Annotated in this window: 25 protein-coding genes and 2 pseudogenes; 12 read left to right on the forward strand and 15 right to left on the reverse strand. The window is 62.2% G+C overall.

Features of this window, described 5'->3' with window-relative positions:
- Positions 1–92 precede the first annotated feature (92 nt).
- Positions 93–983 carry a LysR family transcriptional regulator gene (locus NTD84_RS02865; protein ID WP_262163430.1) on the forward strand — a complete coding sequence of 297 codons (891 nt, stop codon included), beginning with the start codon at positions 93–95 and terminating at the stop codon, positions 981–983.
- Positions 984–1,094: 111 nt separating this feature from the next.
- Positions 1,095–1,535 carry a CBS domain-containing protein gene (locus tag NTD84_RS02870; protein WP_262163432.1) on the forward strand — a complete coding sequence of 147 codons (441 nt, stop codon included), beginning with the start codon at positions 1,095–1,097 and terminating at the stop codon, positions 1,533–1,535.
- Between the two features lie 117 nt (positions 1,536–1,652).
- Here the strand turns inward: NTD84_RS02870 and NTD84_RS02875 are convergent, their stop codons facing one another.
- Positions 1,653–2,276: a glutathione S-transferase gene (locus tag NTD84_RS02875; protein ID WP_262163433.1), complete on the reverse strand. Its 624-nt coding sequence runs from the start codon at positions 2,274–2,276 to the stop codon at positions 1,653–1,655.
- A 157-nt stretch (positions 2,277–2,433) separates the two neighbouring features.
- Between NTD84_RS02875 and NTD84_RS02880 the strand changes: the two genes are divergently transcribed.
- The 4 genes from NTD84_RS02880 (at position 2,434) to NTD84_RS02895 (ending at position 4,942) form a co-directional block, all read left to right on the forward strand.
- Positions 2,434–2,955 carry a DUF3455 domain-containing protein gene (locus tag NTD84_RS02880; RefSeq protein ID WP_262163435.1) on the forward strand — a complete coding sequence of 174 codons (522 nt, stop codon included), beginning with the start codon at positions 2,434–2,436 and terminating at the stop codon, positions 2,953–2,955.
- 113 nt (positions 2,956–3,068) lie between these two features.
- A complete protein-coding gene (locus tag NTD84_RS02885) occupies positions 3,069–3,590 on the forward strand; it encodes a sigma-70 family RNA polymerase sigma factor (protein WP_262163437.1) in 522 nt (173 codons plus the stop codon).
- The gene (locus NTD84_RS02890) at positions 3,587–4,306 is read left to right on the forward strand and encodes an anti-sigma factor domain-containing protein (RefSeq protein WP_262163438.1); all 720 of its coding nucleotides are present in this window, start codon (positions 3,587–3,589) and stop codon (positions 4,304–4,306) included. Before NTD84_RS02885 ends, NTD84_RS02890 begins: the two co-directional genes overlap by 4 nt.
- A gap of 159 nt (positions 4,307–4,465) precedes the next feature.
- Entirely contained in the window at positions 4,466–4,942 is a 477-nt protein-coding gene (locus tag NTD84_RS02895) for a phage infection protein (protein WP_262163439.1), read from the forward strand.
- A gap of 209 nt (positions 4,943–5,151) precedes the next feature.
- Here the strand turns inward: NTD84_RS02895 and NTD84_RS02900 are convergent, their stop codons facing one another.
- The gene (locus NTD84_RS02900; protein ID WP_262163440.1) at positions 5,152–6,246 is read right to left on the reverse strand and encodes a DUF1615 domain-containing protein; all 1,095 of its coding nucleotides are present in this window, start codon (positions 6,244–6,246) and stop codon (positions 5,152–5,154) included.
- Positions 6,247–6,531: 285 nt separating this feature from the next.
- Between NTD84_RS02900 and NTD84_RS02905 the strand changes: the two genes are divergently transcribed.
- A complete protein-coding gene (locus NTD84_RS02905; protein ID WP_262163441.1) occupies positions 6,532–8,067 on the forward strand; it encodes an FAD-dependent oxidoreductase in 1,536 nt (511 codons plus the stop codon).
- A 122-nt stretch (positions 8,068–8,189) separates the two neighbouring features.
- Here the strand turns inward: NTD84_RS02905 and hemB are convergent, their stop codons facing one another.
- Together hemB and NTD84_RS02915 are read right to left on the reverse strand one after the other, a co-directional pair.
- Positions 8,190–9,164 (reverse strand): porphobilinogen synthase, encoded by a 975-nt coding sequence (hemB, locus tag NTD84_RS02910; RefSeq protein ID WP_262163444.1) that lies wholly within the window; start codon positions 9,162–9,164, stop codon positions 8,190–8,192.
- Positions 9,165–9,307: 143 nt separating this feature from the next.
- A complete protein-coding gene (locus NTD84_RS02915; RefSeq protein ID WP_262163446.1) occupies positions 9,308–10,018 on the reverse strand; it encodes a glutathione binding-like protein in 711 nt (236 codons plus the stop codon).
- Positions 10,019–10,390: 372 nt separating this feature from the next.
- Here NTD84_RS02915 and NTD84_RS02920 point away from each other — a divergent pair, with 372 nt between their 5' ends.
- Positions 10,391–11,065 carry a histidine phosphatase family protein gene (locus NTD84_RS02920; protein WP_262163448.1) on the forward strand — a complete coding sequence of 225 codons (675 nt, stop codon included), beginning with the start codon at positions 10,391–10,393 and terminating at the stop codon, positions 11,063–11,065.
- Between the two features lie 90 nt (positions 11,066–11,155).
- A complete protein-coding gene (locus tag NTD84_RS02925; protein WP_262163449.1) occupies positions 11,156–12,211 on the forward strand; it encodes a permease in 1,056 nt (351 codons plus the stop codon).
- A 119-nt stretch (positions 12,212–12,330) separates the two neighbouring features.
- Here NTD84_RS02925 and mnmH read toward each other — a convergent pair whose 3' ends face one another.
- The 5 genes from mnmH to NTD84_RS02950 form a co-directional block, all read right to left on the reverse strand.
- Entirely contained in the window at positions 12,331–13,434 is a 1,104-nt protein-coding gene (gene mnmH / locus NTD84_RS02930) for a tRNA 2-selenouridine(34) synthase MnmH (protein WP_262163451.1), read from the reverse strand.
- Positions 13,434–14,468, reverse strand: coding sequence for a selenide, water dikinase SelD (gene selD, locus NTD84_RS02935; protein WP_262163452.1), 1,035 nt, complete (start codon positions 14,466–14,468; stop codon positions 13,434–13,436). The genes mnmH and selD overlap by 1 nt, the downstream gene beginning before the upstream one ends.
- 306 nt (positions 14,469–14,774) lie before the next feature.
- Positions 14,775–15,731 (reverse strand): zinc-binding alcohol dehydrogenase family protein, encoded by a 957-nt coding sequence (locus tag NTD84_RS02940; RefSeq protein WP_262163454.1) that lies wholly within the window; start codon positions 15,729–15,731, stop codon positions 14,775–14,777.
- 31 nt (positions 15,732–15,762) lie between these two features.
- Entirely contained in the window at positions 15,763–15,936 is a 174-nt protein-coding gene (locus NTD84_RS02945; RefSeq protein WP_262163456.1) for a XapX domain-containing protein, read from the reverse strand.
- Between the two features lie 173 nt (positions 15,937–16,109).
- Positions 16,110–16,883 carry an AraC family transcriptional regulator gene (locus NTD84_RS02950; RefSeq protein WP_262163457.1) on the reverse strand — a complete coding sequence of 258 codons (774 nt, stop codon included), beginning with the start codon at positions 16,881–16,883 and terminating at the stop codon, positions 16,110–16,112.
- Positions 16,884–17,028: 145 nt separating this feature from the next.
- On the opposite strand from NTD84_RS02950, the gene NTD84_RS02955 reads away from it, so the two are divergent.
- Together NTD84_RS02955 and NTD84_RS02960 are read left to right on the forward strand one after the other, a co-directional pair.
- A complete protein-coding gene (locus NTD84_RS02955) occupies positions 17,029–17,256 on the forward strand; it encodes a DUF6555 family protein (protein WP_008152143.1) in 228 nt (75 codons plus the stop codon).
- Positions 17,257–17,286: 30 nt separating this feature from the next.
- Positions 17,287–17,565, forward strand: coding sequence for a hypothetical protein (locus NTD84_RS02960; RefSeq protein ID WP_262163458.1), 279 nt, complete (start codon positions 17,287–17,289; stop codon positions 17,563–17,565).
- A gap of 27 nt (positions 17,566–17,592) precedes the next feature.
- On the opposite strand, the gene NTD84_RS02965 is transcribed toward NTD84_RS02960, so the two are convergent.
- The 3 genes from NTD84_RS02965 to NTD84_RS02975 all read right to left on the reverse strand — a co-directional run bounded on the left by NTD84_RS02965 (position 17,593) and on the right by NTD84_RS02975 (position 18,912).
- Positions 17,593–17,757 carry a metallothionein gene (locus NTD84_RS02965; RefSeq protein WP_262163459.1) on the reverse strand — a complete coding sequence of 55 codons (165 nt, stop codon included), beginning with the start codon at positions 17,755–17,757 and terminating at the stop codon, positions 17,593–17,595.
- Positions 17,758–17,971: 214 nt separating this feature from the next.
- Positions 17,972–18,424, reverse strand: coding sequence for a DMT family transporter (locus tag NTD84_RS02970; protein WP_262163462.1), 453 nt, complete (start codon positions 18,422–18,424; stop codon positions 17,972–17,974).
- A 2-nt stretch (positions 18,425–18,426) separates the two neighbouring features.
- The gene (locus NTD84_RS02975) at positions 18,427–18,912 is read right to left on the reverse strand and encodes a DMT family transporter (protein ID WP_262163463.1); all 486 of its coding nucleotides are present in this window, start codon (positions 18,910–18,912) and stop codon (positions 18,427–18,429) included.
- A 223-nt stretch (positions 18,913–19,135) separates the two neighbouring features.
- On the opposite strand from NTD84_RS02975, the gene NTD84_RS02980 reads away from it, so the two are divergent.
- The gene (locus NTD84_RS02980) at positions 19,136–20,071 is read left to right on the forward strand and encodes a LysR family transcriptional regulator (protein WP_262163464.1); all 936 of its coding nucleotides are present in this window, start codon (positions 19,136–19,138) and stop codon (positions 20,069–20,071) included.
- Positions 20,072–20,190: 119 nt separating this feature from the next.
- On the opposite strand, the pseudogene NTD84_RS29950 reads toward NTD84_RS02980, so the two are convergent.
- From NTD84_RS29950 to NTD84_RS02990, 3 genes and pseudogenes are all read right to left on the reverse strand, one after another.
- Positions 20,191–20,703 (reverse strand): annotated as a pseudogene (locus NTD84_RS29950) (methyl-accepting chemotaxis protein); the annotation flags it as partial.
- Between the two features lie 393 nt (positions 20,704–21,096).
- Positions 21,097–21,873 (reverse strand): annotated as a pseudogene (locus NTD84_RS29955) (cache domain-containing protein); the annotation flags it as partial.
- Positions 21,874–22,054: 181 nt separating this feature from the next.
- Positions 22,055–23,371, reverse strand: coding sequence for a Na+/H+ antiporter family protein (locus NTD84_RS02990; RefSeq protein ID WP_262163656.1), 1,317 nt, complete (start codon positions 23,369–23,371; stop codon positions 22,055–22,057).
- Between the last annotated feature and the right edge of the window lie 24 nt (positions 23,372–23,395).

Here is a 23,395-nt window from a genome sequence, read left to right on the forward strand (position 1 = left end):
GGGTCCGTGGTGAATCTGTGTCCACGGTAGGCGCCCACCATCGTTGAAACAATCGGGCTAATATGGGATGAACTGATGCAGGAACCAGCACAATGCAAAAGATGGGATTGTTCGAACTCAATGCCATGGTCGCCGTGTCGACCCACCGCAGTTTCCGTCGCGCCGCCGATGAACTGGGCATGTCGCCCTCGGCGATGAGCCACGCCATCGCCGCACTGGAACAACGCATGGGCGTGCGTTTGTTCAATCGCACCACCCGCAGCGTGTCGCTGTCCGAGGCGGGCGAGCAGTTTCTGGCCCGGGTGCGACCGGCATTGCACGAAATCTCGGCGGCAATGGAGGCGGTCAACCAGTTCCGCGACACCCCCAGCGGCACCTTGCGCATAAATGCCACCGAAGGTTCGATGCTGATGATCATGAGCCCCGTGGTGGTGGAATTTCTCAAACGCTACCCGGACATGCGCCTGGACATCGTTACCGACACGGCGCTGGTGGACATTGTCGCCGACGGTTTCGACGCCGGCATTCGCCTCGCCGACAGCGTGCCGCTGGACATGATCGCGGTGCCTTGCAGCCCGCCGCTGGCATTCGCGGTGGTCGGCTCACCGGCGTACTTCGCCCGTCATCCCAAACCTGAGTCGCCGTCAGACCTGGCCCGCCACAGCTGCATCCGCACGAGGTTCGCCAGCGGCTCGATCTATCGTTGGGAGTTCGAGAAGCACGGTCAGCAGCAGATCATCGACGTCAACGGCCCGCTGACTCTCGACAGCCATCAACTGATCGTCGAGGCCGCGCTTCAGGGGGTTGGTCTTGCCTGTACCAGCGAATACTCGATTGCCCGGGAAATCGCCGACGGGCAGTTGATCCGCGTGTTGCAGGACTGGACACCGCCCTACCCCGGCATCTGCCTTTACTACCCGGCCAACCGACACGTTCCCGCCGGGTTGCGCGCGTTTATCGACCTTATTCGTGAGGTTTACTGAAGAAAAACCGGCGAATGACGTTTTTTGCGCGTTATCTGCCGCTTTCCACCTTGCCCTCGGCGCCTGCGTCTACGATCCTTCAAGAACAACGACAACACCCGAGAAGCCACCATGAAAACCGTCGCCCAACTGCTCAAGTTGAAAGATCAGAAAAATCAGGAAGTGCATCAGATCAAGCCGGATCACATGGTGCTCGAAGCGCTGATGAAAATGGCCGAGAAAAACGTCGGGGCCTTGCTGGTGGTGGAGAACGACGAAGTGCTGGGCATCATCAGTGAACGCGACTACGCGCGCAAACTGGTGCTGCATGGCCGTTCTTCGGTGGGCACGCCGGTGCGCGACATCATGGTGTCGCCGGTGATCACCGTGGACACCCACCAGACCGTCGATACCTGCTTGAGCATCATGTCCGACAAACGCCTGCGCCACTTGCCGGTGGTGGAGAACGGCCGGTTGATCGGCTTGCTGTCCATCGGCGACTTGGTCAAGGAAGCGATTGCCGAGCAGGCGGAATTGATTCGCCAGCTGGAGCAGTACATCCGCGGCGACTGACCCCAAACCCCACGCCCCCCTGTAGGAGCGAGCTTGCTCGCGATGGTGTATCTGACGACTCATCAGTGCCTGACACACCATCGCGAGTAAACTCGCTCCTACAGGGGATTTGTGTTTTCAGGACGGCCAATGCCGCGCAAACACCGGTGCCAGCGTCGGGTGCCGGTCGATTCGCTCCAGCCAGGCGAAAAACCCGGGCCGGGCGCTGCGCAAATGCTCCCGACTCCCCGCCCAACGGGTGATCACCGCCGCCAGCACATCCAGCGCCCCCGGCGTCTCGTCCCCCAGATACAACTCCCCCGAGAACTGATCGGCAAACACTTCCCAGCTCCAGTGCAGTCGCGCTCGCGCGCCGGCCATGAGGTTTTCCTGGGTGGCCTGATCCGCCACCGCCAGCCAGCGTTCCGGGTAATCGATGATGCCAATGGCCGCGTAACAATTGCTGACAATGAACGCCATGCCACGAATGGCCTGGTCGCGCTCGCCAGGGTCTTTCGGCAACAGGTTCGATTCGGGGAAGGTCAGCCCCAGGTGAATCAAGATCGCCGCGCTTTCCGTGAGGAGACTGCCGTCGGGCAATTGCAAGGTCGGGATCTGCTTGAGCGGGTTGAGCTTCTCCAGGGCGTGGGCCGCCTCGGTGGATAACTCGACGTCGATGAAGCGGTAGGCAATCTCACAGAGTTCCAGCGCGGCTTCGATGGCGGCGGCGCCGGAGTTCTGGTGTCCATAGAGTTGGTACATACACACCTCCATTACGGTGTTCTCTTTGTAGCAGCTGACTCTGACGATGCCTGAAAATTTCTTTTTTCCGCCCTGCATCCAAATCGCTTTCCGACGGGTAGTCCCTGTAGCAGCCCCTGTTGCTGCGCAGCGGATCACTCATTACGGAGAGACTTTCATGAACGCCAAACAGCTGATTTGCCTTGCCGCTCTGCTCACCGCGACGCCTGCCGCGTTTGCCCAGACCGGGTTGCCCGACAGCATCAAGGTGCCGGATGGCCACAAGGTCGCCCTGGAAACCACCGGGGTCGGCGAGATTACGTACGAATGCCGCGACAAGGCCAATGCCGCCGGGCAGGTCGAATGGGTGTTCGTCGGGCCCAAAGCGGTGCTCAGTGATCGCAGCGGCAAGCAGGTCGGCACCTACTTCGGCCCGCCGGCCACCTGGCAGGCGAAGGACGGCTCGAAAGTTACCGGCACCCAGCTGGCCGTTGCCCCGTCGAGCCCGGGCAACCTGCCGTATCAATTGGTCAAGGCCAACCCGGCCGAGGGCAAAGGTGCGATGAGCGGTGTGAGTTACATCCAGCGCGTGGCCTTGAAGGGGGGTGTCGCCCCGAGCGCCGAATGCACGGTTGCGAACAAGGGCAAGCAAGAGGTGGTGAAGTATCAGGCGGATTATATTTTCTGGGCCGCCCGTTAATCCTTCGGCCAATACCATCACCTGTAGGCCCCGGCTTGCTGGGGCCTACAGGGATCTGGTTTGTTTGCTAGATTGCATGCGGATGCCCCACATAACGGCTGAGCTCTGTGTCCTTGCCTGAACCTTTTTTCGACTATGAAGCGCGCCTCGCCGCCTGTGCCCGGGGCGAGCGTCAGGCCCTGCGGGATTTGTATGTACAGGAAAGCCCGCGGCTGCTCGGCGTGGCCAGGCGTCTGGTGCGGGACACGGCGCTGGCCGAAGACATCGTCCACGATGCGTTTCTGAAGATCTGGAGCGGTGCAGCAGGTTTCGACCCGAGGCGCGGCTCGGCACGGGGCTGGATGTTCAGCGTGACCCGGCATCTGGCGCTCAATTTCATCCGTGACCACAGTCGCGAGATCCAGAGCGATATCGAGGGCCACGACGACGCGGAATCCTTCGATGCCCAGGCCCACTCGTCACGTATTCACCGTTGCCTGGAGCAACTGGAACCGGTGCGGCGCGATTGCATCCTGCATGCCTACGTCGACGGTTATTCCCACGCAGAAATTTCACACAAGCTCGGCACCCCGCTGGGCACGGTCAAAGCCTGGATCAAACGGAGCCTGACGGCCTTGCGGGAGTGCATGGGATGACCACCCGACCTGTGGATGAAACCCCGGACCAACGCGACGAACTGGCCAGCGAGTACGTGCTGGGCACGCTCTCGGCCGAACAACGCGCCGAGGTTCAACAGCGCCTGCACGACGATGCCGAGTTGCGCACGGCGGTCGACACTTGGGAACGGCGCCTGCTGGACCTGACCGACTTCGCCGAACCCAAAACGCCATCGCCCCGGCTGTGGCCTCGCATTGAGCGCAGCGTCAACGCTTTGGGCCGACCCTCCACAACGCCGACGCTCGCGCCGTCCTCCTGGTGGAATCGGCTGCCGCTGTGGCGCGGACTGGCCGGGGCCGGGCTGGCGGCCACGCTGTTGCTCGGCGCGTTGCTGCTGACGCAAGCCACGGTCAAGCCAACCTATCTGGTGGTGCTGGTCGCGCCGCAAGACAAGGCGCCAGGCTGGGTGATTCAGGCCAGCAACCCGAGGGAAATCCAGCTGATTCCGCTCGGCGTCGCGCAGATTCCGGAGGACAAGGCGCTGGAGTTCTGGACCAAGGCTGACGGCTGGCAAGGGCCGGTGTCCCTGGGGCTGGTCAAGCCGGGGCAGACCCTGTCGGTGCCGCTGGACAAACTGCCGCCGCTGCAACCGGACCAGTTGTTCGAACTGACCCTGGAAAACCGCACCGGCTCGCCGATCGGCAAGCCTACCGGGCCGATCCAGTTCATCGGTCGTGCGGTGAAGGTGATCTGAGCCCCCTCCCCTCAATTGAACCATCAGCCTCACACACGACGATTCAGCCGATCCATCATTGCCGTCGATGTTCACCATCACGCCAATGAAGTTCTCATAAAAATTCCGGGGCGTAACATCGCATCCATACCAACCAATAACACCCCGGAGCACACCATCATGAAACGCCAAATCATCCTCAGCATCGCTTTTTCGATTCTTGCAGTGAACGCTTTTGCCGCCCCCGCCCGCACCATGATCGCCGAAGGCGGCTCGGATCGTCTGATTGAAAGTCGTGTGGCTGAAGGTGGTTCCGATCGCCTGATCGATCGCCGTGTGGCCGAAGGTGGTTCCGACCGCCTGATCGATCGCCGTGTGGCCGAAGGTGGTTCCGACCGCCTGATCGATCGCCGTGTGGCCGAAGGTGGTTCCGATCGTCTGATCGATCGCCGTGTGGCCGAAGGTGGTTCCGACCGCCTGATCGATCGCCGTGTGGCCGAAGGTGGTTCCGACCGTCTGATCGATCGCCGCGTTGCTGAAGGTGGTTCCGATCGTCTGATCGATCGCCGCGTTGCTGAAGGTGGTTCCGATCGCCTGATCGATCGCCGTGTGGCCGAAGGTGGTTCCGACCGCCTGATCGAAAGCCGCGCAGTATGAGTCACGGCTTGACCGCAGGACTCGACAAAAAACCCGGCCTGACCCGCCGGGTTTTTTTATGTCCACTGTTTTTGAAGATGTTCAGTTCAGCCACGGTCCCTGTGGGAGCCGGCCTGCCGGCGATGGACGAAAGAGCGCCGCGCCCATCCAGACAGCACACGTCATCGTTAGCGACCATCGCCAGCAAGCTGGCTCCTACACCGGCGACCTCACTTCCCCGCCCGCGCCATGCAGCGCTGATAACGTTCGTCAACCCGCTTGGCAAACCACGCCGTCGTGAGTTTGCGGGTGATTTTCGGGCTCTGCAGCACGATCCCCGGTAATACCGCGCGCGGCAATGCGCGGCCTTCGGCCTGTTCGGCCAGTTCGAATACCCGCTGATACAGCGTCGTGTCTTCAAACTCGAGGCTTTGGCCTTTTTCCAGCTGATCGCGAATCGTCGGGTTGCGCATGTCCAGGCGCTTACCGAGGGCGCGCACGGCCAGCTCGGTGGTGCCGGGCATGATCGAGCCGTAGCGCACCAGATCACCATCCAGCGCCAATGGAATCCCCGAGGCGCGGCTCAGCGCATTCTGAAACGCAGCATTGCGGCTTGCGTACCAGCCGGCGTTGAAATCGGCAAAGCGGTACAGCGGCTGCTGATAGCTCACCGGATACCCGAGCAAGTGGGCGATGCCGAAATACATGCCGCCGCGGCGGCTGAACACTTCATGCCGAATCGTGCCGTCCACCGGGTAGGGATAATTGCGCGACTGCTGCTCGGCGAAGTCGATGCTGACTTGCATCGGACCGCCGGTGTGCACCGGGTTGAAACCGCCGAACAGCGTCCGCCCCATGGGCACCATGCCAATGAAGTCATCGAAAATGGCGCTGAGTTCCTTTTCACTGCGCGCGGCATTCAGCCGGTCGCTGTAGCTTTTGCCGGTGCTCGAACGCACCTGCAGCGCAGCACTGACCAGCAGCCCGGGAATGTGCACCTTGGCGGCACGGCGGTCGATTTCATCCCGGGCGATCTTGCCCAGGCCCGGCACCGGTGGATCCACCTGAAACGTCGATTCCTGCTCCGTGACTGCCAGCACGGAACAGAGGTTTTGCGTGGAGGGGTCAATGTTCTGCGCGGCAAACGCGGCGTAAATGTCTGTGGCCCAGCCCTGGCGATCCACGGTTTTTGCCGGCAGCAGGCGCACGATCTCGGCCTTGACCTCGGCGGGTGCCCGGACGAGCGGTTCCTGGCTGCGCTGACTCGCGCAACCGGCCAGTGCCAACAGCGTCGCGACGCTCATGATCAATCGATTGGCTTGCATGCTGCTCCATCAAATCCGTTGAGCCGGGATCACCATACGATCAATGGCAGGGTGCAGGCTATGACTGTGCAGACACTTCGCTGTTCCCGCTGAGAATACCTACCGGTGGGAGCGAGCCTGCTCGCGAGGGTCGTTAACGATAACGCATGCTTGCTGGCGAAACGCGGCGGTCTTGAGTCCATCGCGAGCAGGCTCGCTCCTACAGGTTTTTCCCGTTGGGCGGCCCGCCTGCCGCCCCTCCTCGCCTGGACCATACTTGAGCCAGACGCCAGAGAGGACAGGCGCATGAACCGAAGCGATGTACTGATCATCGGCGCCGGCCCCACCGGGCTGGTGCTGGCCTTATGGCTGAGCAAACTGGGGATTCGCGTGCGGATTCTCGACAAGACCGCGGCCCCGGGCACCACGTCCCGGGCACTGGCCGTGCAGGCGCGGACGCTGGAGCTTTATCGCCAGCTCGACCTCGCCGACGCCGTGATCCACAGCGGTCATCGCGTGGCGGCGGCCAACTTCTGGGTCAAGGGCGAACCCGTGGTGCACCTGCCGCTGAACCGGGTCGGTGAGGGTCTGACGCCGTATGCGTTCCTTGAAATGTTTCCCCAGGATGAGCACGAGCGGTTGCTCATCGAACGCCTGGAGACCTTTGGCATCCTGGTCGAACGCAATACCGCGCTGGAAAGCTTCGAGGAAACTAGCGACGGCATCAGCGCACGGTTGCGCCTGCCCGACGGGCAAGAGGAAATCTGCCAGGCCTGCTACCTCGCTGGTTGCGACGGCGCTCGCTCGATTGTGCGCAAAACCCTCGACAGCGGATTTCCCGGTGGCACCTATCAGCAGATTTTCTACGTCGCCGATGTACTGGCCAGCGGGCCGGCACTCAATGGCGAGTTGCACGTGGACCTGGATGAGGCGGATTTTCTCGCCGTGTTTCCGATGGCCCACGAAGGTCGCGCACGCCTGATCGGGACGGTGCGCGATGAACGTGCCCAACAGGCCGACGCCCTGCAATTTGCAGACGTCAGCCGCCAGGCCATCGAACATTTGAAGGTGAAGGTCGAGCAGGTGAACTGGTTCTCAACCTACCGCGTGCATCACCGGGTGGCCGATCATTTTCGTGGCGGACGCGCGTTTCTGTTGGGCGACGCCGCCCACGTCCACAGCCCGGTGGGCGGCCAGGGCATGAACACCGGGATAGGCGATGCGATCAACCTCGCCTGGAAGCTGGCTGCGGTCTTGAGCGGTGGCGCCGAGGTGCAACTGCTCGACACCTATGAGACCGAGCGCATCGCCTTCGCCCGCAAACTGGTTGCCACCACCGACCGGGTGTTCAGTTTTGTCACTGCCGAAGGCCGCGTGGCCGATCTGCTGCGCACGCGGCTGGCGCCGTTCCTGCTGCCGAAAGTCACCGCGTTCGAAACGCCCCGCGAGTTCCTGTTTCGCACGGTGTCCCAGATCACCGTCAATTATCGCGGGATGCCGTTGAGCAGCGGCATGGCCGGACACGTGCACGGCGGCGACCGGCTACCCTGGGCGCACGACGGTGAAGGGGATAATTTCGAATCACTGAAATGCCCGACCTGGCAGGTGCATGTGTACGGTGACACCAGCGATGAAATGATCGCCTGGTGCAACGAACATCATTTGCCGCTGCATGTGTTCGACTGGCGGCCGGCGTTTGATACGGCAGGTTTGGGGCGCAACGGGTTTTATCTGCTGCGCCCGGATACCTACGTGGCGATTGCCGAGACGTGTTCCGATCCCAAGGTGATCGAGCGGTATTTCCGCGATCACGGGATTCGGCCATTTTTTACGGCTCACTGACTCAACGCATTCAAAATGTGGGAGCGAGCCTGCTCGCGAAGGCGGTGTATCAGACGAATCACTGTTGGCTGACTCACCGCTTTCGCGAGCAGGCTCGCTCCCACGTGGATTTTAGGCGTTGATCAGATCCCGGCCAGGGCCAGGTCCATCGCGAAGTAAGTAAAGATCAAATCCGCCCCCGCCCGCTTGATCGCCCCGAGGCTCTCACGCACCACGCGATCTTCATCGATCGCCCCGGCCTGGGCGCCGAACTTGATCATCGCGTACTCGCCGCTCACCTGATACGCCGACAGCGGCAGACGTGACACCTCGCGGATGTCGCGGATGATGTCCAGGTACGCGCCAGCCGGCTTGACCATGATCGCGTCGGCGCCCTCCTGCTCGTCCATCAGCGATTCACGCACCGCTTCGCGGCGGTTCATCGGGTTCATCTGGTAGCTCTTGCGGTCGCCCTTGAGCGCGCTGCCGCCGGCTTCACGAAACGGGCCGTAGAGCGCCGAGGCGAATTTGGTCGAGTAGGCCATGATCGGAATCTGGGTGAAACCAGCGGCGTCCAGCGCCCGGCGAATCGCCTGGACCTGCCCGTCCATGGCCGCCGACGGCGCAATCACATCGGCACCGGCCCGCGCAGCGGCCACCGCTTGTTTGCCGAGGTTGATCAGGGTCTGGTCGTTGTCCACTTCGTGACCGTGCAGCACGCCGCAATGACCGTGGTCGGTGTATTCACAGAAGCAGGTGTCGGACATGACGATCATCTCCGGCACCGCATCCTTGGCGATGCGCGACATGCGCGACACCAGGCCATTGTCGTTCCAGGTGTCGCTGCCGTTGCTGTCCAGATGGTGCGACACACCGAAGGTCATCACCGACTTGATCCCGGCCCGGGCGTATCGCTCGATCTCGCCGGCCAGTTTCGACTCCGGAATCCGCATGACTCCGGGCATGCTCTTGATCGGCACGAAGTCGTCGATTTCTTCCTCGACGAAAATTGGCAACACCAGGTCGTTCAGGCTGAATTCGGTTTCCTGGAACAGGCTGCGCAGGCTCGCATTGCGGCGCAGACGGCGTGGACGTGCTTCGGGGAACTGACTGGTCATGGGCATTCCTGAAATCGGCGGGTGAGGCGAAAGTCGCAGGGGGCGAAAGCTTATGCCCTGCGCCCCATCCGTTACAAACCCGGCCGGACGAAAAACCCTTACTGCATCAGCAACAATTCCCCTCTGTGGAAGCGGACTCTGCGTCAGCTGGAGAGAGGCTTGGGAATTTCCAGCCCGCGCACCACCGCCGGCCGCGCGAGGAAACGCGCCAGCACCCGCGTGACGTTCTTGAAGTCGTTGATGCCCACCAGGTCGCCCGCTTCGTAGAAACCGATCAGATTGCGCACCCATGGGAACGTGGCGATGTCGGCGATGGTGTAGCGATCGCCCATCATCCAGTCGCGCCCTTCCAGGCGTCCGTCGAGCACTTTCAACAGGCGCTTGCTTTCCTCGACGTAGCGGTCACGGGGCCGTTTGTCTTCGTAGTCCTTGCCGGCGAACTTGTTGAAGAACCCGACCTGGCCAAACATCGGGCCGATACCCCCCATTTGAAACATCAGCCACTGGATCGTCTCGTAACGTGCGGCGGACTCCTGGGCGAGCAACTGGCCGCTTTTGTCGGCAAGGTAAATCAGGATCGCGCCGGACTCGAACAACGGCAGCGGCTGGTCGCCCGGACCATGGGGGTCGAGGATCGCCGGGATCTTGTTGTTGGGGTTCAGCGACAGGAATTCCGCGGACAGCTGGTCATGGGTGTCGAAGCCCACACGGTGCGGTTCGTAAGGCAGTCCGATCTCTTCCAGCATGATCGACACCTTGACGCCGTTGGGGGTCGGCAGCGAGTAGAGCTGAATCCAGTCAGGGTATTGGGCCGGCCACTTTTGAGTGATGGGGAACGCAGACAAATCGGTCATCGCAAGGATCCACGTAGAGAATTGAGAGTGACGATCATAGTGCGAGCCGCAGCGGGCCGCGATCTTTTGCCGCTATCAATTTGATTGATCATCAAGATCAAAAGGCAGGCGGCGGTGACCCGGTGCCTGCCTGTGTACTCTGTCCATAAATCCGCAACATCCTGTCGATAACCTCTGCTGCAACCCGTTCGAGGTTGCCGGTACATTGCTGCGCACACCGCCGGAATCGAACCAAACGGGCTTCAGAGGACTCTGAGTTTTGCCCTTCGGAAACGGACCGGCTTCAATGACATGGAAAACACCCGCAGCTGGGAGCTCGCGGTGTAAAGGTTTGTCAGCCTTAATCGAATGTGCTGAAGAATCTCTATCAAAATGACGAACTTTTTGAAATTCGCCCGACGCTTCAAACATTGCGCGTACGTCTTTCTTCCCACACTGTTGGCCGCGAGTGCTTTGCTGCTGTCACTCGAAGCCAGAGAAAGCCGCGCCCAACCAGCCGACGGCACTCAGACGCTGGTGTTCCTGCGCCACGCGGAAAAACCCGCCGGCGGCCTCGGCCAGCTCAATTGCCAGGGACTGAACCGCGCCATCGACCTGGCAACCCTGCTCCCGGAAAAATTCGGCAAAGCCGACTATGTATTCGCTGCCAACCCGACGCGCAATGTCGAGGAAGGCGAACTGGATAATTCCTACAGCTACATTCGCCCGCTGATGACCATCAGCCCCAGCGCGATCAAGCTCGGCCTGCCGGTGAACATCGAGTTCTCGGCCAACGACACCAGCGACCTGGCCGATGAATTGCTCCACGACAAGTACCACAACTCGGTCATCTATACCGCCTGGTCCCACGGTTACCTGCCCGAGCTGATCAACAAGGTCGCCGGCGAAGCCGTCGGCAAGAAACAGAACATCACCAACGACTGGGCGTCCAGCGACTACGACTCGTTGTTCGTGCTGACCCTGACCTGGCACAACGGCAAGGCCAGCCTGCAGAGCCACAGCTACAAGCAAGGGCTGGATAACGGCCGGGAAACCTGCCCAACGTAAAAAAGCGGCGGCATCGCGCACGTTGGCAGGCACGGATTTTGAGGGGCTGGGCTATCCTGTACCCATCTCCTCATTGCCCGGAACATTGCCATGTCACTCTCAACCACTGCTGTCCCCGCCCGGGGCTGGTCGTTCTGGTGGAAACCCGCCCTGTTCGTCCTGGTTGCCTGCATCGGCCTCTACTACGTCAAATGGTCGCCCTATTACGTGAAAGCCTTCGTCGCGGCTGACAACCACAGCATCGGTGCCTCCATTCTCAACGACTCACAGACCGCGCCACTGGCCGCGGCGCTGACCTACGCCAAGGTGTATTTCCTGGCGATCTGGAAAGCCGCGGTGCTGGCGGTGATTCTCGGTTCCCTGCTGCAAGTGCTGATCCCGCGCGACTGGCTGCTGCGCCTGTTCGGCCGTGCCGGGTTCGCCTCGACGGTACGCGGCGGCCTGTTCGCCCTGCCGGGAATGATGTGCTCGTGCTGCGCGGCGCCGGTGGCCGCCGGCATGCGCCGTTCGAACGTCTCGGTCGGTGCGGCGCTGGCGTTCTGGATCGGCAACCCGGTGCTCAACCCGGCCACTCTGGTGTTCATGGGCTTCGTGCTGGGCTGGGGCTTCACGGTGATCCGGCTGATTGCCGGGGTTGTGCTGGTGTTCGGCGTGTCGATGATCGCCCAGCGCATCTCCGGCCCCGAAGCGCTGCCGGAAGCGGCGGTCGAAGCGGTGGCCGACGTCAGCGAAAAGGACACACAACCGTTTCTGACCCGTTGGGCGAAAACCCTATGGCAGCTGTTCTGGAGCACCATCCCGATCTACATTCTGGCCGTGCTGGTCCTGGGTGCGGTGCGGGTCTGGGTGTTTCCGCACATTGACGGGGCCATGGCCAACAGCCTGCTGTGGCTGGTGCCGCTGGCGATCATCGGCACACTGTTCGTGATTCCCACCGCGGCGGAAATCCCTATCGTGCAGACCATGATGACCCTGGGCATGGGCACCGCCCCGGCGGTGGCGTTGCTGATGACGTTGCCAAGTATCAGCCTGCCGTCGCTGTTGATGCTGCGCAAGGATTTTGATGCGCGGGTGCTGGTCAGTGTGGCGCTGATGACCATGGGGATCGGAGTGGTCAGCGGGTTGATCGGGGCGGCTTTGCTTTAGGGTTTATGGTGTCTGGCAGGGCCTCTTCGCGAGCAAGCCCGCTCCCACATGGGATCTGTGGTGTTCACAGGATCAATGTGGGAGCGGGCTTGCTCGCGAAGGGGCCGGCAACCCATAGATTATCCCTGGCGACCGCCACGCGCTCGCAGGTACTCGAAAACCGCTTCCTTCCTTCCGGCAAACTCAATCCGCGCGCCCTTCTTTTCCCGCTGAAACGCATACATCGGGTCGTAATACTCGCGCAACAACCCCTCGATCCAGCTCCGGTGCGCCTCCACCGCCCCGCTCCGCGCCTGCTGCGCCAGCGCATCCTCCATCAGCACCAACATACGCCGATGACGCTCGCCGCCCAGGCGTTTCTGCACGTTGTTCAGGCTCGCCAGCAAGCGCTCGGAAAACAGCGCGAAGCCTTCATCGCCATGCACGTCGATGAACTCGGCACACAAGTCGACCACGTAATCGCGCAGGATGCGCTCAACCCGCCCTTCCAGGCTGTCTTCCAGCCAGACCATCGGAAATTGCTGCATACCCTGAAACAGTGGCAACGGCAGCGCACAGCTGCCGACCATGCGGCTCTCGTCTTCGAGGACAAACTGCTCGATGCCGCGGCTGCGCTTCTTCAGCACGTCCACGGCCAGGCGGTTCTCGAAATCGATGTTGGACGGTTGCCCCGTGGCACGCTTGCCGAAACTGGAGCCGCGATGATTGGCGTGGCCTTCCAGGTCCAGGCCGTTGCGCAATTGCGTGAGCACGTCGGTCTTGCCGGTGCCGGTCATGCCGCCCAGCAGGACGAAATCACACTCGGTCACCGCCTGATCGAGGGTCTCCAGCAGAAAGGTGCGCATCGCCTTGTAACCGCCGGCGACCCGCGGATAATCGATGCCCGCCTCGTCCTTGAGCCATTGCTGGACGATCTGCGAGCGCAAGCCGCCGCGAAAACAATACAAATAACCGTCAGGATGAGCCTGGGCAAACTCGGCCCAGGCCTGGATGCGCGCGGCCTTGATCTCGCCGGACACCAGCTGATGCCCCAAGGTAATGGCCGCTTGCTGACCGTGCTGCTTGTAGCAGGTGCCGATCCGCTGCCGCTCGTTGTCGTTCATCAGCGGCAGATTGATCACACCGGGGAATGACCCCTTGATGAATTCGACCGGCGCACGAGCGTCCATCATCGGCCGTTCGTTGAGGAAGATGTCGCGGTAATCGGCGCAGTCGATGGACATCAAGACACCTCGACCGCGTTCGTCTGTCGCTCCACCAGCTCACCGATTGGTTCAAGGCTCAAGCCCAGTTCGGCGGCGACCGTGAGGAATTGTTCGTTGCCCTCGGGGGTGACCGCCACCAGCAGACCACCGCTGGTCTGCGGGTCGCACAGCACGCGCTTGTGCATTTCCTGCAAGCGCCCGAGCTTGCTGGCGTAGCTGTCGAAATTGCGCAACGTCCCGCCCGGCACGCAGCCCTGATCGAGGTAATACTCGACGCCTGGCAGGCGGGGCACACGGTCGTACTCGATCAGCGCGGTCAGGTGGCTGCCGTCGGCCATTTCCACCAGATGCCCGAGCAGGCCAAAACCGGTGACGTCGGTCATCGCGGTCACGCCGTCGAGCTTGCCGAAGCGGCTGCCGGGCTTGTTCAGGGTGCACATCCAGTCGCGAGCCAAGCCGATGTCGGCGTGGCGCAACTTACCTTTCTTCTCGGCGGTGGTCAGGATGCCGATGCCCAGGGGTTTGGTGAGATAGAGCAGGCAACCGGCGGTGGCGGTGTCGTTGCGTTTCATGTGGCGCTTTTGCACGAGGCCGGTGACGGCCAGGCCGAAGATCGGCTCCGGCGCGTCGATGGAGTGGCCACCGGCCAGCGGGATCCCGGCTTCATCGCACACGGCACGCCCGCCGCGAATCACTTCCCGGGCAATCTCCGGCGCCAGCACATTGACCGGCCAGCCGAGGATCGCGATGGCCATCAACGGATCGCCGCCCATGGCGTAGATGTCGCTGATGGCATTGGTGGCGGCGATGCGGCCGAAATCGAACGGGTCGTCGACGATCGGCATGAAGAAGTCGGTGGTCGAGACCACGCCGCGCTCTTCATCGATCGCATACACCGCCGCGTCATCCCGCGAGGCGTTACCGACCCAGAGCCTGGGATCGAGGTTCTGCGCCCCGCCGCCGGCCAGGATCACTTCCAGCACCTGGGGTGAAATCTTGCAGCCACACCCTGCGCCGTGGCTGTATTGGGTCAGACGGATCGGCTCGCTCATGGGGGCACCTCATAGGATCAATGGGCCGATTCTAACAGAGCGCCTGCGGTGGCAAAAAAAATGACCTTCACAAAATCGCGGGAAGGTGTAGGAGCCAGCTCGCTGGCGATGGACCAAAAGGCGCCACGGTGAAGCCGGCAGCAAGCGTTATCGTTGACGACCATCGCCGGCAAGCCGGCTCCTACAGAGGTCGCGCGCAGCCTTCGAAATCGGTTTCAAGCAAAAAAAACCGCCCTTTCGGGCGGCTAAGGTGTTTCGACTGCGATCAGAAGCCGTGACTGAAACGGCGCCTTCGCCCGTGGAAGGTCAGGGCAGCAGAATGACCTTGTCGCCGCTGCCCTGATTCACCTCGGCATAACGCTCCAGCCCTTCGGCCAACGGCGATTCGAACAACCCTTTCGGCAGCGGCAGCAGGTCCTGATCGAAGAATTGACCGAACTGATCGAGCATCGCTGCGCAGGCCTGTACGCCGTACAGCAGCGAGTTGATGCCCACCACCGAACCGCCCTTGCGGTACAGCGCCAGCGCCGGCAATTGCACATGGCCGTCCACCGGCGCGGCGATGATCGCGATTCGGCCGAACGCCGCCAAGGCTGCGACGGAGGCCGGTAGCCAGAACCCAGTGGTGTCGAAAATCACATCGGCGCCACCGCTGTAGACAGCGTTTACCTGTGCACCGAGGTCGTCGGGTTTATCCAGTTGCAGGGTCTGATAGCCCTGGGCCTGCAAGTCCTTGACCTGCTCCGGCCGCCGCGCTGCCGCCAGCACTTGGGCGCCACGCACCTTGGCCAGCGCCAGCGCTGCACTGCCCACCGCCCCGCCGCCGATGACCAGCAAACGTGTGTGCGCCGTCACCCCGCTGCGCTCCAGCGCATCCCACGCCGTGGTGTAGGGCACGCCGAGGCTGGCGGCCTGGGCGAAGCTCAGGTGTGTCGGTTTGAGTGCCACACCGTTGGCCGGCAACTTGACGTATTGCGCATGGGAACCGTCGGCGAAAAACCCCAGCTCCCGGCCGGTGCCCCAGACCTCTTGGCCAATCATTGCCTGCGGACCTTCTACGACGACGCCAGCGAAATCGCGTCCAGGAATGCGCGGCAACGTGGTGTAGGGAAAACGCCCCAGCACGTTCTTCACATCGCTGGGGTTGAGACCGGCGGCCTTGATCTGCACCAGCACCTCATCGGCGCCAGGAACGGGGGTCGGCACTTCGACATAGCGCAGGGCTGCGAGGTCGCCGGTTTTATCGAACTGCAATGCTTTCATGGGGAGTGTCCATCGAACAGGGAAAGAAAATTCAGGAGATCCAGCCAGCCACCAGTTGCCGGCCCATCGGCCACAGCTTTTCACCGGCGAGCATGCCCAGCAGGCCCACCAGCGCGATGGCCGGTGGTGCGGGAGAACGAAAATCCAGCGCGCCGTAGAGCAAACCGACGCCCAGACCGATGACCAGCGAAACGAGGTAGCTCATGGCAGACTCCGTGGGCAATTGAGGTATGTGCGGAGTCTAGAGCTCGGCCACGACGAGCATCGGCCAAGTGCTTCTGAATTTCGGCCAAAGCTCAACATCGAGGTTGGATGCGATGGCCTCTTCGCGAGCAGGCTCGCTCCCACAGGGGAATGGTGGGGTTCAGGAGATTTGTGTCAGGACTGGGCAGCGCAGAACTGTGAAGGCGCGACACCCAGTTCACGGCGGAACATGTCGCTGAAGCTGCTCGGCGAATAGCCCAGCTCCCGGGCGATGGTGCTGACAGCCACGCCCTGGATCAACTCGGCCGCCGCGGTGGCCAATTGCACCTGACGTCGCCATTCGGCGAAGCCCATGCCCAGGCCGTCCTTGAACAGCCGCGCCAGGGTGCGCACGCTGGCGCCGGCATTTTCCGCGTGTTGTTCGAACGGGATTTCCAGCGACGGCGCGGCCATGACCGCTTGGCACAGGTTCATCAGGCGTCGATCTGAATCATCCGGCAGCGGGATTTTCAGCAGCGAGCGCCGGGCCCGTTTGAGCTCCAGCAGCGCCAGGCCGACCAGCGCCTCGTAATACTCCGGCGCGCCATCGTCCCCCTGCTCCACCAACCCGACGATCAACTCACGCAGCAACCCGCCCACTTCGATCACCTGCACCGTGGCGTCCAGTGTCGCCGCCAACGAAGGTCGCAGGTAGATGTTGCGCATCTGCAAGTCCGAGACCACACGAATCCCGTGGGGCACGCCCGGCGGCAGCCACACCGCCCGTTGCGGCGGCACCACCAGCGCTTCATGAGGCGTTTCGACCCACATCACCCCGCTCATGGCGTACAACAACTGGCCCCAGACATGTTCGTGCGGCTCGATATACAACCCGCGCGGGTACGTACGGGCCAGCGGTTGCACAGGCACATCGGTGTCACTCAGGTCAGGCGGTGCGGCAAGGGCCATGGGCAGTAATCATTGGGGTTTTCGGAGACTGCATGGTAACCAGCCGCAAGCCCCGTCGCCACTGGCGCCCGCCGTCTGACAATCCGACTGAATTTTCCGCCCCCCCGACGATCCCTCTATTACCACAGGGAGGATTACGGGTTTTATGAACAACGCAAAACTTTTCGTCATTGAGTACACCCTTCATGGCGCCCCCAAGTCTTTCATTATCCGTCTGGACAAGATGGACAATGCCGAGGCCTGGCATTGGGCAAGCTGTGACGCCGGCGTGGGTCGGATCCCGCGCTTCGGCCGGGAAAAGGTGCAAAAGACCAGCAAGCCGATGGCGGAGAAATTCGGGGTGGAAAACGTCAAGTGGCGCCCGGCGAACTGACTGAAGGCAATGATTGGGAGGGACCGGTACATGACCAGCACGCAACCCACCAGCAAGGCGCACCTCGACTACGGCCTCGATACGCTGTTCGGTCGGGTCACTAAAAGCGCGGAGTGTCAGGTCGCCCTGGAGCAGGTCGAGCATGATCCGGCCCGCTTCGCGCTGCGTGTGCAGTCGCCGTTACCGCCGGATCTGGAACAGGCTAAAACCGTGTTGGTGCGGGTCGAGGGGCGACGACTTACAGGCATCGTCCGCCATACCGAACGGCAGGACGATGAAAGTTTGAAGCTGGAAGTGGAGCCCGAATAGGCTCCACTTTTTTGCCCGCGCCCGAACTCAGCCATGGGCGCACTTGCAGCCCTTGCTCGTGCATGCTTCACCGTGTTCGTGGTGCTTGGCGCAGGCTTCGCAGCAGTAGTGCTTGCCGTGGCGCGCAATCGGGTGCTGGCCCAGTTTGCAGGAGCATTTCGGGCAGTCGCAGGTACTTTCGCTATCGATCATGAGTCTGACTCCTGGGGTGGTGGTCGTCGGGGTCTGATCGACCCGTCTCACCAGTGTAGGAGTTGTCATGGGTAACGCGAAAACCACTGCCCGACGCACATCGCCTCTGCTTCTGTAGGAGCGAGCTTGCTCGCGATGCAGGCGCCGCGATTCTTTAGCTAGACCACGTTATCGTTCATCGCGAGCAAGCTCGCTCCTACACAATCAAAAGCCGTCAGGCCTTTCGGGTATTGCTGCGGTACATGAACACCAGCGCCAACCCCAGCAACACCATCGCCAGGATCCGGCTGTTGGACAGCTCGATCTGCGGGTTACCCAGCCAGCCGAAGTTATCGATCAGCATGCCCATGCCCAACTGCCCGACGATCACCGCTACGGTCGCCACCGCGGTCCCCACCCGCGGCACCGCGCCGACCATCACCATCATGTACACCACGCCGAACAGCGCACCGCTGAGCTGCCATTTCGGCACCTCCAGCAGGCTCACGGCATGGGCCGGCTCGAAAAACAGGATCAGCAACCCGGTGCTCACCGCGCCGACCACGAACGTCAGCAAACTGCTGCGCAACACCCCGACGGTTTCGCCCAGACGTCCGTTGATCGCCGCCTGCACGCTCAATACCGCACCCGCGGCGACCACCACGAGCAACAAAATAATCAGATTCATCATCAACCCCGAGCAATCAGAACAAGTGCCGCAACAATCAGCAGCAACGCCAGCCAACGTTCACCGTTGACCTTTTTGCGGGTGGCGCCGAACCAGCCGAAGTGGTCGATCAGCACGCTTTTGCCGACCTGCCCGGAAAGAATCGCGATCATCGTCATCGCAATGCCGATGTGCGGCGTGGCCAGGGTCAGCACCACCACGTACATCGGCCCGAGAAAGCCGCCGATCAACTGCCAGCGCGGCAAGTCGCTGAACGCCGGGCCCTTTTGCGGGCCGCTGAACAACAGCAGCAGGAACAGAATCGCCGAGCCAACGCCGAAGATGCTCAGGGTGGCCCACAAGTGTCCGACCTGGACCCCAAGCGGCCCGAGCAGGCCGGCCTCCACGGACAGGCCCATGCCGGCGAGGATGACCAGGGGCAGCAGTAAAAGCCGCATCCCCGGTTTGGCCGCGGGTGCGGCCGCGATGTCGATTGAAGAGGATGGCATCTGGAACTCCTGAATATAAGGGATTGAACACGACCCCTGCAGGAGCGAGCTTGCTCGCGAAGGTGTGTCAGGCACCGCTGCGTTTAATGACAAGCCATCGCGAGCAAGCTCGCGCCTACAGGGTTCCGCGTGGAAAGTGCGCGCATTATCGGCTGGTGTTGCTTTGCGATAAATGGGAGCATCCTGACAACACTTTTGCGCATCTCGCACAGCAGGATGGGTTATGCACGGCCTCCACGAATTGGGATTCAAGGCACTTCGGCTATTTGTCGCAGTGCTCGACCACGGCAGCTTTTCCGAAGTCGCGCGTCGCGAAGGCCTGGCGCCGTCGTCGATTTCCCGGCAGATCCAGTTGATGGAACAAGCGCTGAGCCAGCAATTGCTCTATCGCCACACCCGCGCCGTGACGCCCACCGAGGCCGGGCGCATGCTCGGTCATCATGCGCGACTGGTGCTGGTGCAACTGGAAGAAGCCGAGCAAGCGTTGCAGGAACAGCAAAGCGAACCCAGCGGCCTGGTGCGCATCAATGCCCCGGTGGTATTCGGGCAACGGCACCTGACGCCCTGGCTTGGGCGTTTATGCGAACGGTATCCGAAACTGCAACTGGATATTCAGCAGACCGACAGCTATGTCGACCCATTGCAGGAAGGCGCCGACCTGCTGTTTCGCATCGGTCCACTGCACGATTCGAGCATGCAGGCACGCATCCTCGCGCCCCATCGCTTTCAGGTGGCCGCGAGCCCGGCCTACCTCAAACGCCACGGCACTCCGCAACGCCCCCACGACCTGGCGACCCATCAATGCCTGGCCTACAAAGGCGTGACCGGCCAGCAACGCTGGTTTTTCCGCCAGGACCAGCAGGACTGGACGCCCTACTCGGTCAAGGGACCGATCACCGGCAACCACGCCGACACCCTCACCCAGGCCGCCGAACAGGGGCTGGGGCTGGTGATGTTTCCGTCATGGCTGATCGGCGAAGCGGTGCGCAACGGCACGCTGGTGCCGGTGCTGGGGGAATATCAAGTGTCCAACAGCCTCGAGCCGCAACAGATCGCCGTGCTCTGGCCCGGGAGCCGGCGCTTGTCGGTAAAAGTGCGGACGGTGATTGATTTCTTTGTCGAGTGTTTTGGGCCGGTGCCGTATTGGGACAGACCCTAGGCACCGCCAATCCCTGTGGGATCGGGCTTGCTCGCGAAGCGGTGTATCAGTCGACATCCCCGTTGCTTGACACGCCGCCTTCGCGAGCAAGCCCGCTCCCACAGGTCTGTGTTTGAACCCTAGATGCGGAACTGGCCGACCAGGCCGCCGAGGCGCTGACCGAGATCGGCCAGGCTGCGGGACGTCTGGGCGCCGAGCTGGGTTTCGTCGGCCACGTTGTCCACGGCCACCGCAATCTGATGCACGCTGCGATTGATCTCTTCCGCCACGGCGGTCTGCTCTTCGGCAGCGCTGGCGATCTGCGCGTTCATCGAGTTGATGGTGCCGATCAACTGGGCCATGGTGTCGAGCGACGCCCCCGCTTCGTTGGCCTGGGCAGAGGTGCCGTCACCGGCCTCGCTGGAACGGCGCATCGCTTCCACCGCCGATTGCGTACCCGCCTGCAAGCGGTCGATCATGCCCTGGATTTCCTGGGTGCTGATCTGCGTGCGACTGGCCAGCGCACGAACCTCATCGGCCACCACGGCAAAACCACGTCCCGCCTCACCGGCGCGGGCGGCTTCGATCGCGGCGTTGAGCGCCAACAGGTTGGTCTGCTCGGCAATCGAACGGATCACCCCGAGCACACTGACAATCGACGACACGTCCTTTTGCAGGCTGTCGAGGGACACGCCGCTGCTGCGAATATCGTCGACCAGCGCATGAATCTTGACGATGCTGCCGGCCACCACCCGCTTGGCGGCCTGGCCTTCGGCGTCGGTCTGCTGCGCAGCGACGGCAGCATTTTGTGCACTTTTCGCCACTTCCTGTGCCGCTGCCGACATCTGGTTGATCGCCGTCGCCACCTGATCGGTTTCGTGACGCTGACGCTCCATCGCCTGATCCGAGCGCTGCGCCTGATCGGAGACCTGATTCACCAGCCCGGTCAGTTGCGAGGTCATCTCGGTGATCTGGCGCACCAGGCCGTGGATTTTATCGACAAACCGGTTGAACGACCCGGCGAGCTGGCCGAGTTCGTCCTGGCTGGTGATGCTCAGGCGCCGGGTCAGGTCGCCCTCGCCCGCCGCGATGTCATCCAGGTTGGCTTTCATCTGGTTCAGCGGACGCAGGATTGTATTGGCCAGCAGCATCCCGACGGCCGCGATCACCAGCAGCACCACGACGGCGATGCCGATGATGCTCAGCAGCACGCCTTCCATGCGCTCCTGGACCTTGGCTTCGACCACCGCCACTTGTGCTTCGATACCGTCGAGGTTGACCGAGGTGCCAACGGCCATGTCCCACTTCGGCAGGTACTCGGTGTAGCCGAGCTTCGGCACCAGCACCTGGCTGTTGCCGGGCAACGGCGAGCTGTATTGCAGGTAGTGAGTGCCGTCCTTGGCGACTTTCACCAGGTCGCGGTTGACGTAGACGCCGTTCGGATCACGGTTGTCCTTGAAACTCTGGCCCACGCCTTCGGGGCTGTTGGCCTTGAACAGGCGCACGGTGTTGGAGTCGTAGCCGAAAAAGTAACCTTCCTTGCCATAGCTGATGCTCGACAGCAACTTGATCACCTGGGCCCGCGCCGCGTCGTCGCCGGGAGTGGCGGCGTCGTACAGCGGCTTGATCGCGGTCATGGCCACGGCCACATAACTTTGCAGGGTCGCCTTGGCATCGTTGAGCAGGCGTTGGCGCGTCTCGTCGACTTCCTTGTGGGCTTGCTCCTGCAGGACAAACAACGTGGTCAGACTGATGATCAGCGCAAAGAGCAACACCGGGAGGACGGCAAGGGACAGGACTTTAGCCTTCAGGCTCATGCGCATGACGGTTCACTCTTTTGATTTTATTGGCGTGGTTAAAGGCTTTAACGGCACGCAAGACCAAAAGTTGAATGCGCTCGGGGTGGGAGCGGGCTTGCTCGCGAACGCGGTGTGTCAGGCAACGGCTATGTCGACTGAGCCACCGCTTTCGCGAGCAAGCCCGCCCCCACAAGGGTTTGGGCGGTTAGAGGACCATCGCGGCCACCCAGCCGAACGCCAGCAGCGGCAGGTTGTAATGCAGGAAGGTCGGGACCACGGTGTCCCAGATGTGGTGATGCTGGCCATCGATATTCAGACCGGAGGTCGGGCCGAGGGTCGAATCCGAGGCCGGCGAGCCAGCGTCGCCCAACGCACCGGCAGTGCCGACGATGCACACGATCGCAATCGGGCTGAACCCCAGCTGCACGCACAACGGCACGAAAATCGCCGCCAGGATCGGCACGGTGGAAAACGACGAGCCGATGCCCATGGTCACCAGCAGGCCCACCAGCAACATCAACAACGCGCCGATGCCCTGGCTGTGCCCGATCCACGCCGCCGACGCTTCCACCAGCGTCTGCACCTGGCCGGTGGCCTTCATCACTTCAGCAAACCCCGAGGCGGCGATCATGATGAAGCCGATCATCGCCATCATCTTCATGCCTTCGGTGAACAGGTCGTCGGTGTCGCGCCATTTGACGATGCCCGACACCGAGAAGATCAAAAAGCCCACCAGCGCACCGATGATCATCGAATCCAGCAGCAGCTGAACGATGAACGCCGCGGCGATGGCCACACCGGCGACCATCAGGCTCAGCGGGTTGTACTGCACGGCGACCTGCTCGACCTGCTCGATTTTTTCCAGGTCATAGACGCGCTTCTTGCGGTAACTGATGAAAGCGATCGCCAGCCCCACCACCATCCCGAGCGCCGGAATGCCCATGGCATGGGTGACGTTGATGCCGCTGATGTCCACGCCGCTGCGGGCGACGTTGGCCAGGAGGATTTCATTGAGGAAGATGTTGCCGAACCCCACGGGCAGGAACATGTACGGGGTGATCAGGCCGAACGTCATGACGCAGGCGATCAGGCGCCGGTCCAGCTGCAGCTTGGTCAGCACATACAACAGCGGCGGCACCAGCAGCGGAATGAACGCAATATGTATCGGCAGAATGTTCTGTGAAGCGATGGCTACCACCCACAACAAACCGATCAACAGCCACTTGACCGAACCGCCGCCGCTGGCGTGCTGACGATCGACCATGGCCAAGGCCTTGTCCGCCAGCGCATGGGCCAGGCCGGACTTGGCGATCGCCACCGCGAACGCGCCGAGCAAGGCATACGACAAGGCCACCGTGGCACCGCCGCCGAGGCCGCTGTTGAACGCTTTCAGGGTGGCGTCGATGCCCAGGCCGCCGGTCAGGCCACCCACCAGCGCGCCGACAATCAGCGCGATCACAACGTGCACGCGGGACAGGCTGAGCACCAGCATGACGCCGACCGCGGCAATTACAGCATTAATCATCGTTACCTCAAGGCAAGCGAA

It is taken from the genome of Pseudomonas sp. 14P_8.1_Bac3, assembly GCF_025466085.1.
Classification (GTDB): domain Bacteria; phylum Pseudomonadota; class Gammaproteobacteria; order Pseudomonadales; family Pseudomonadaceae; genus Aquipseudomonas.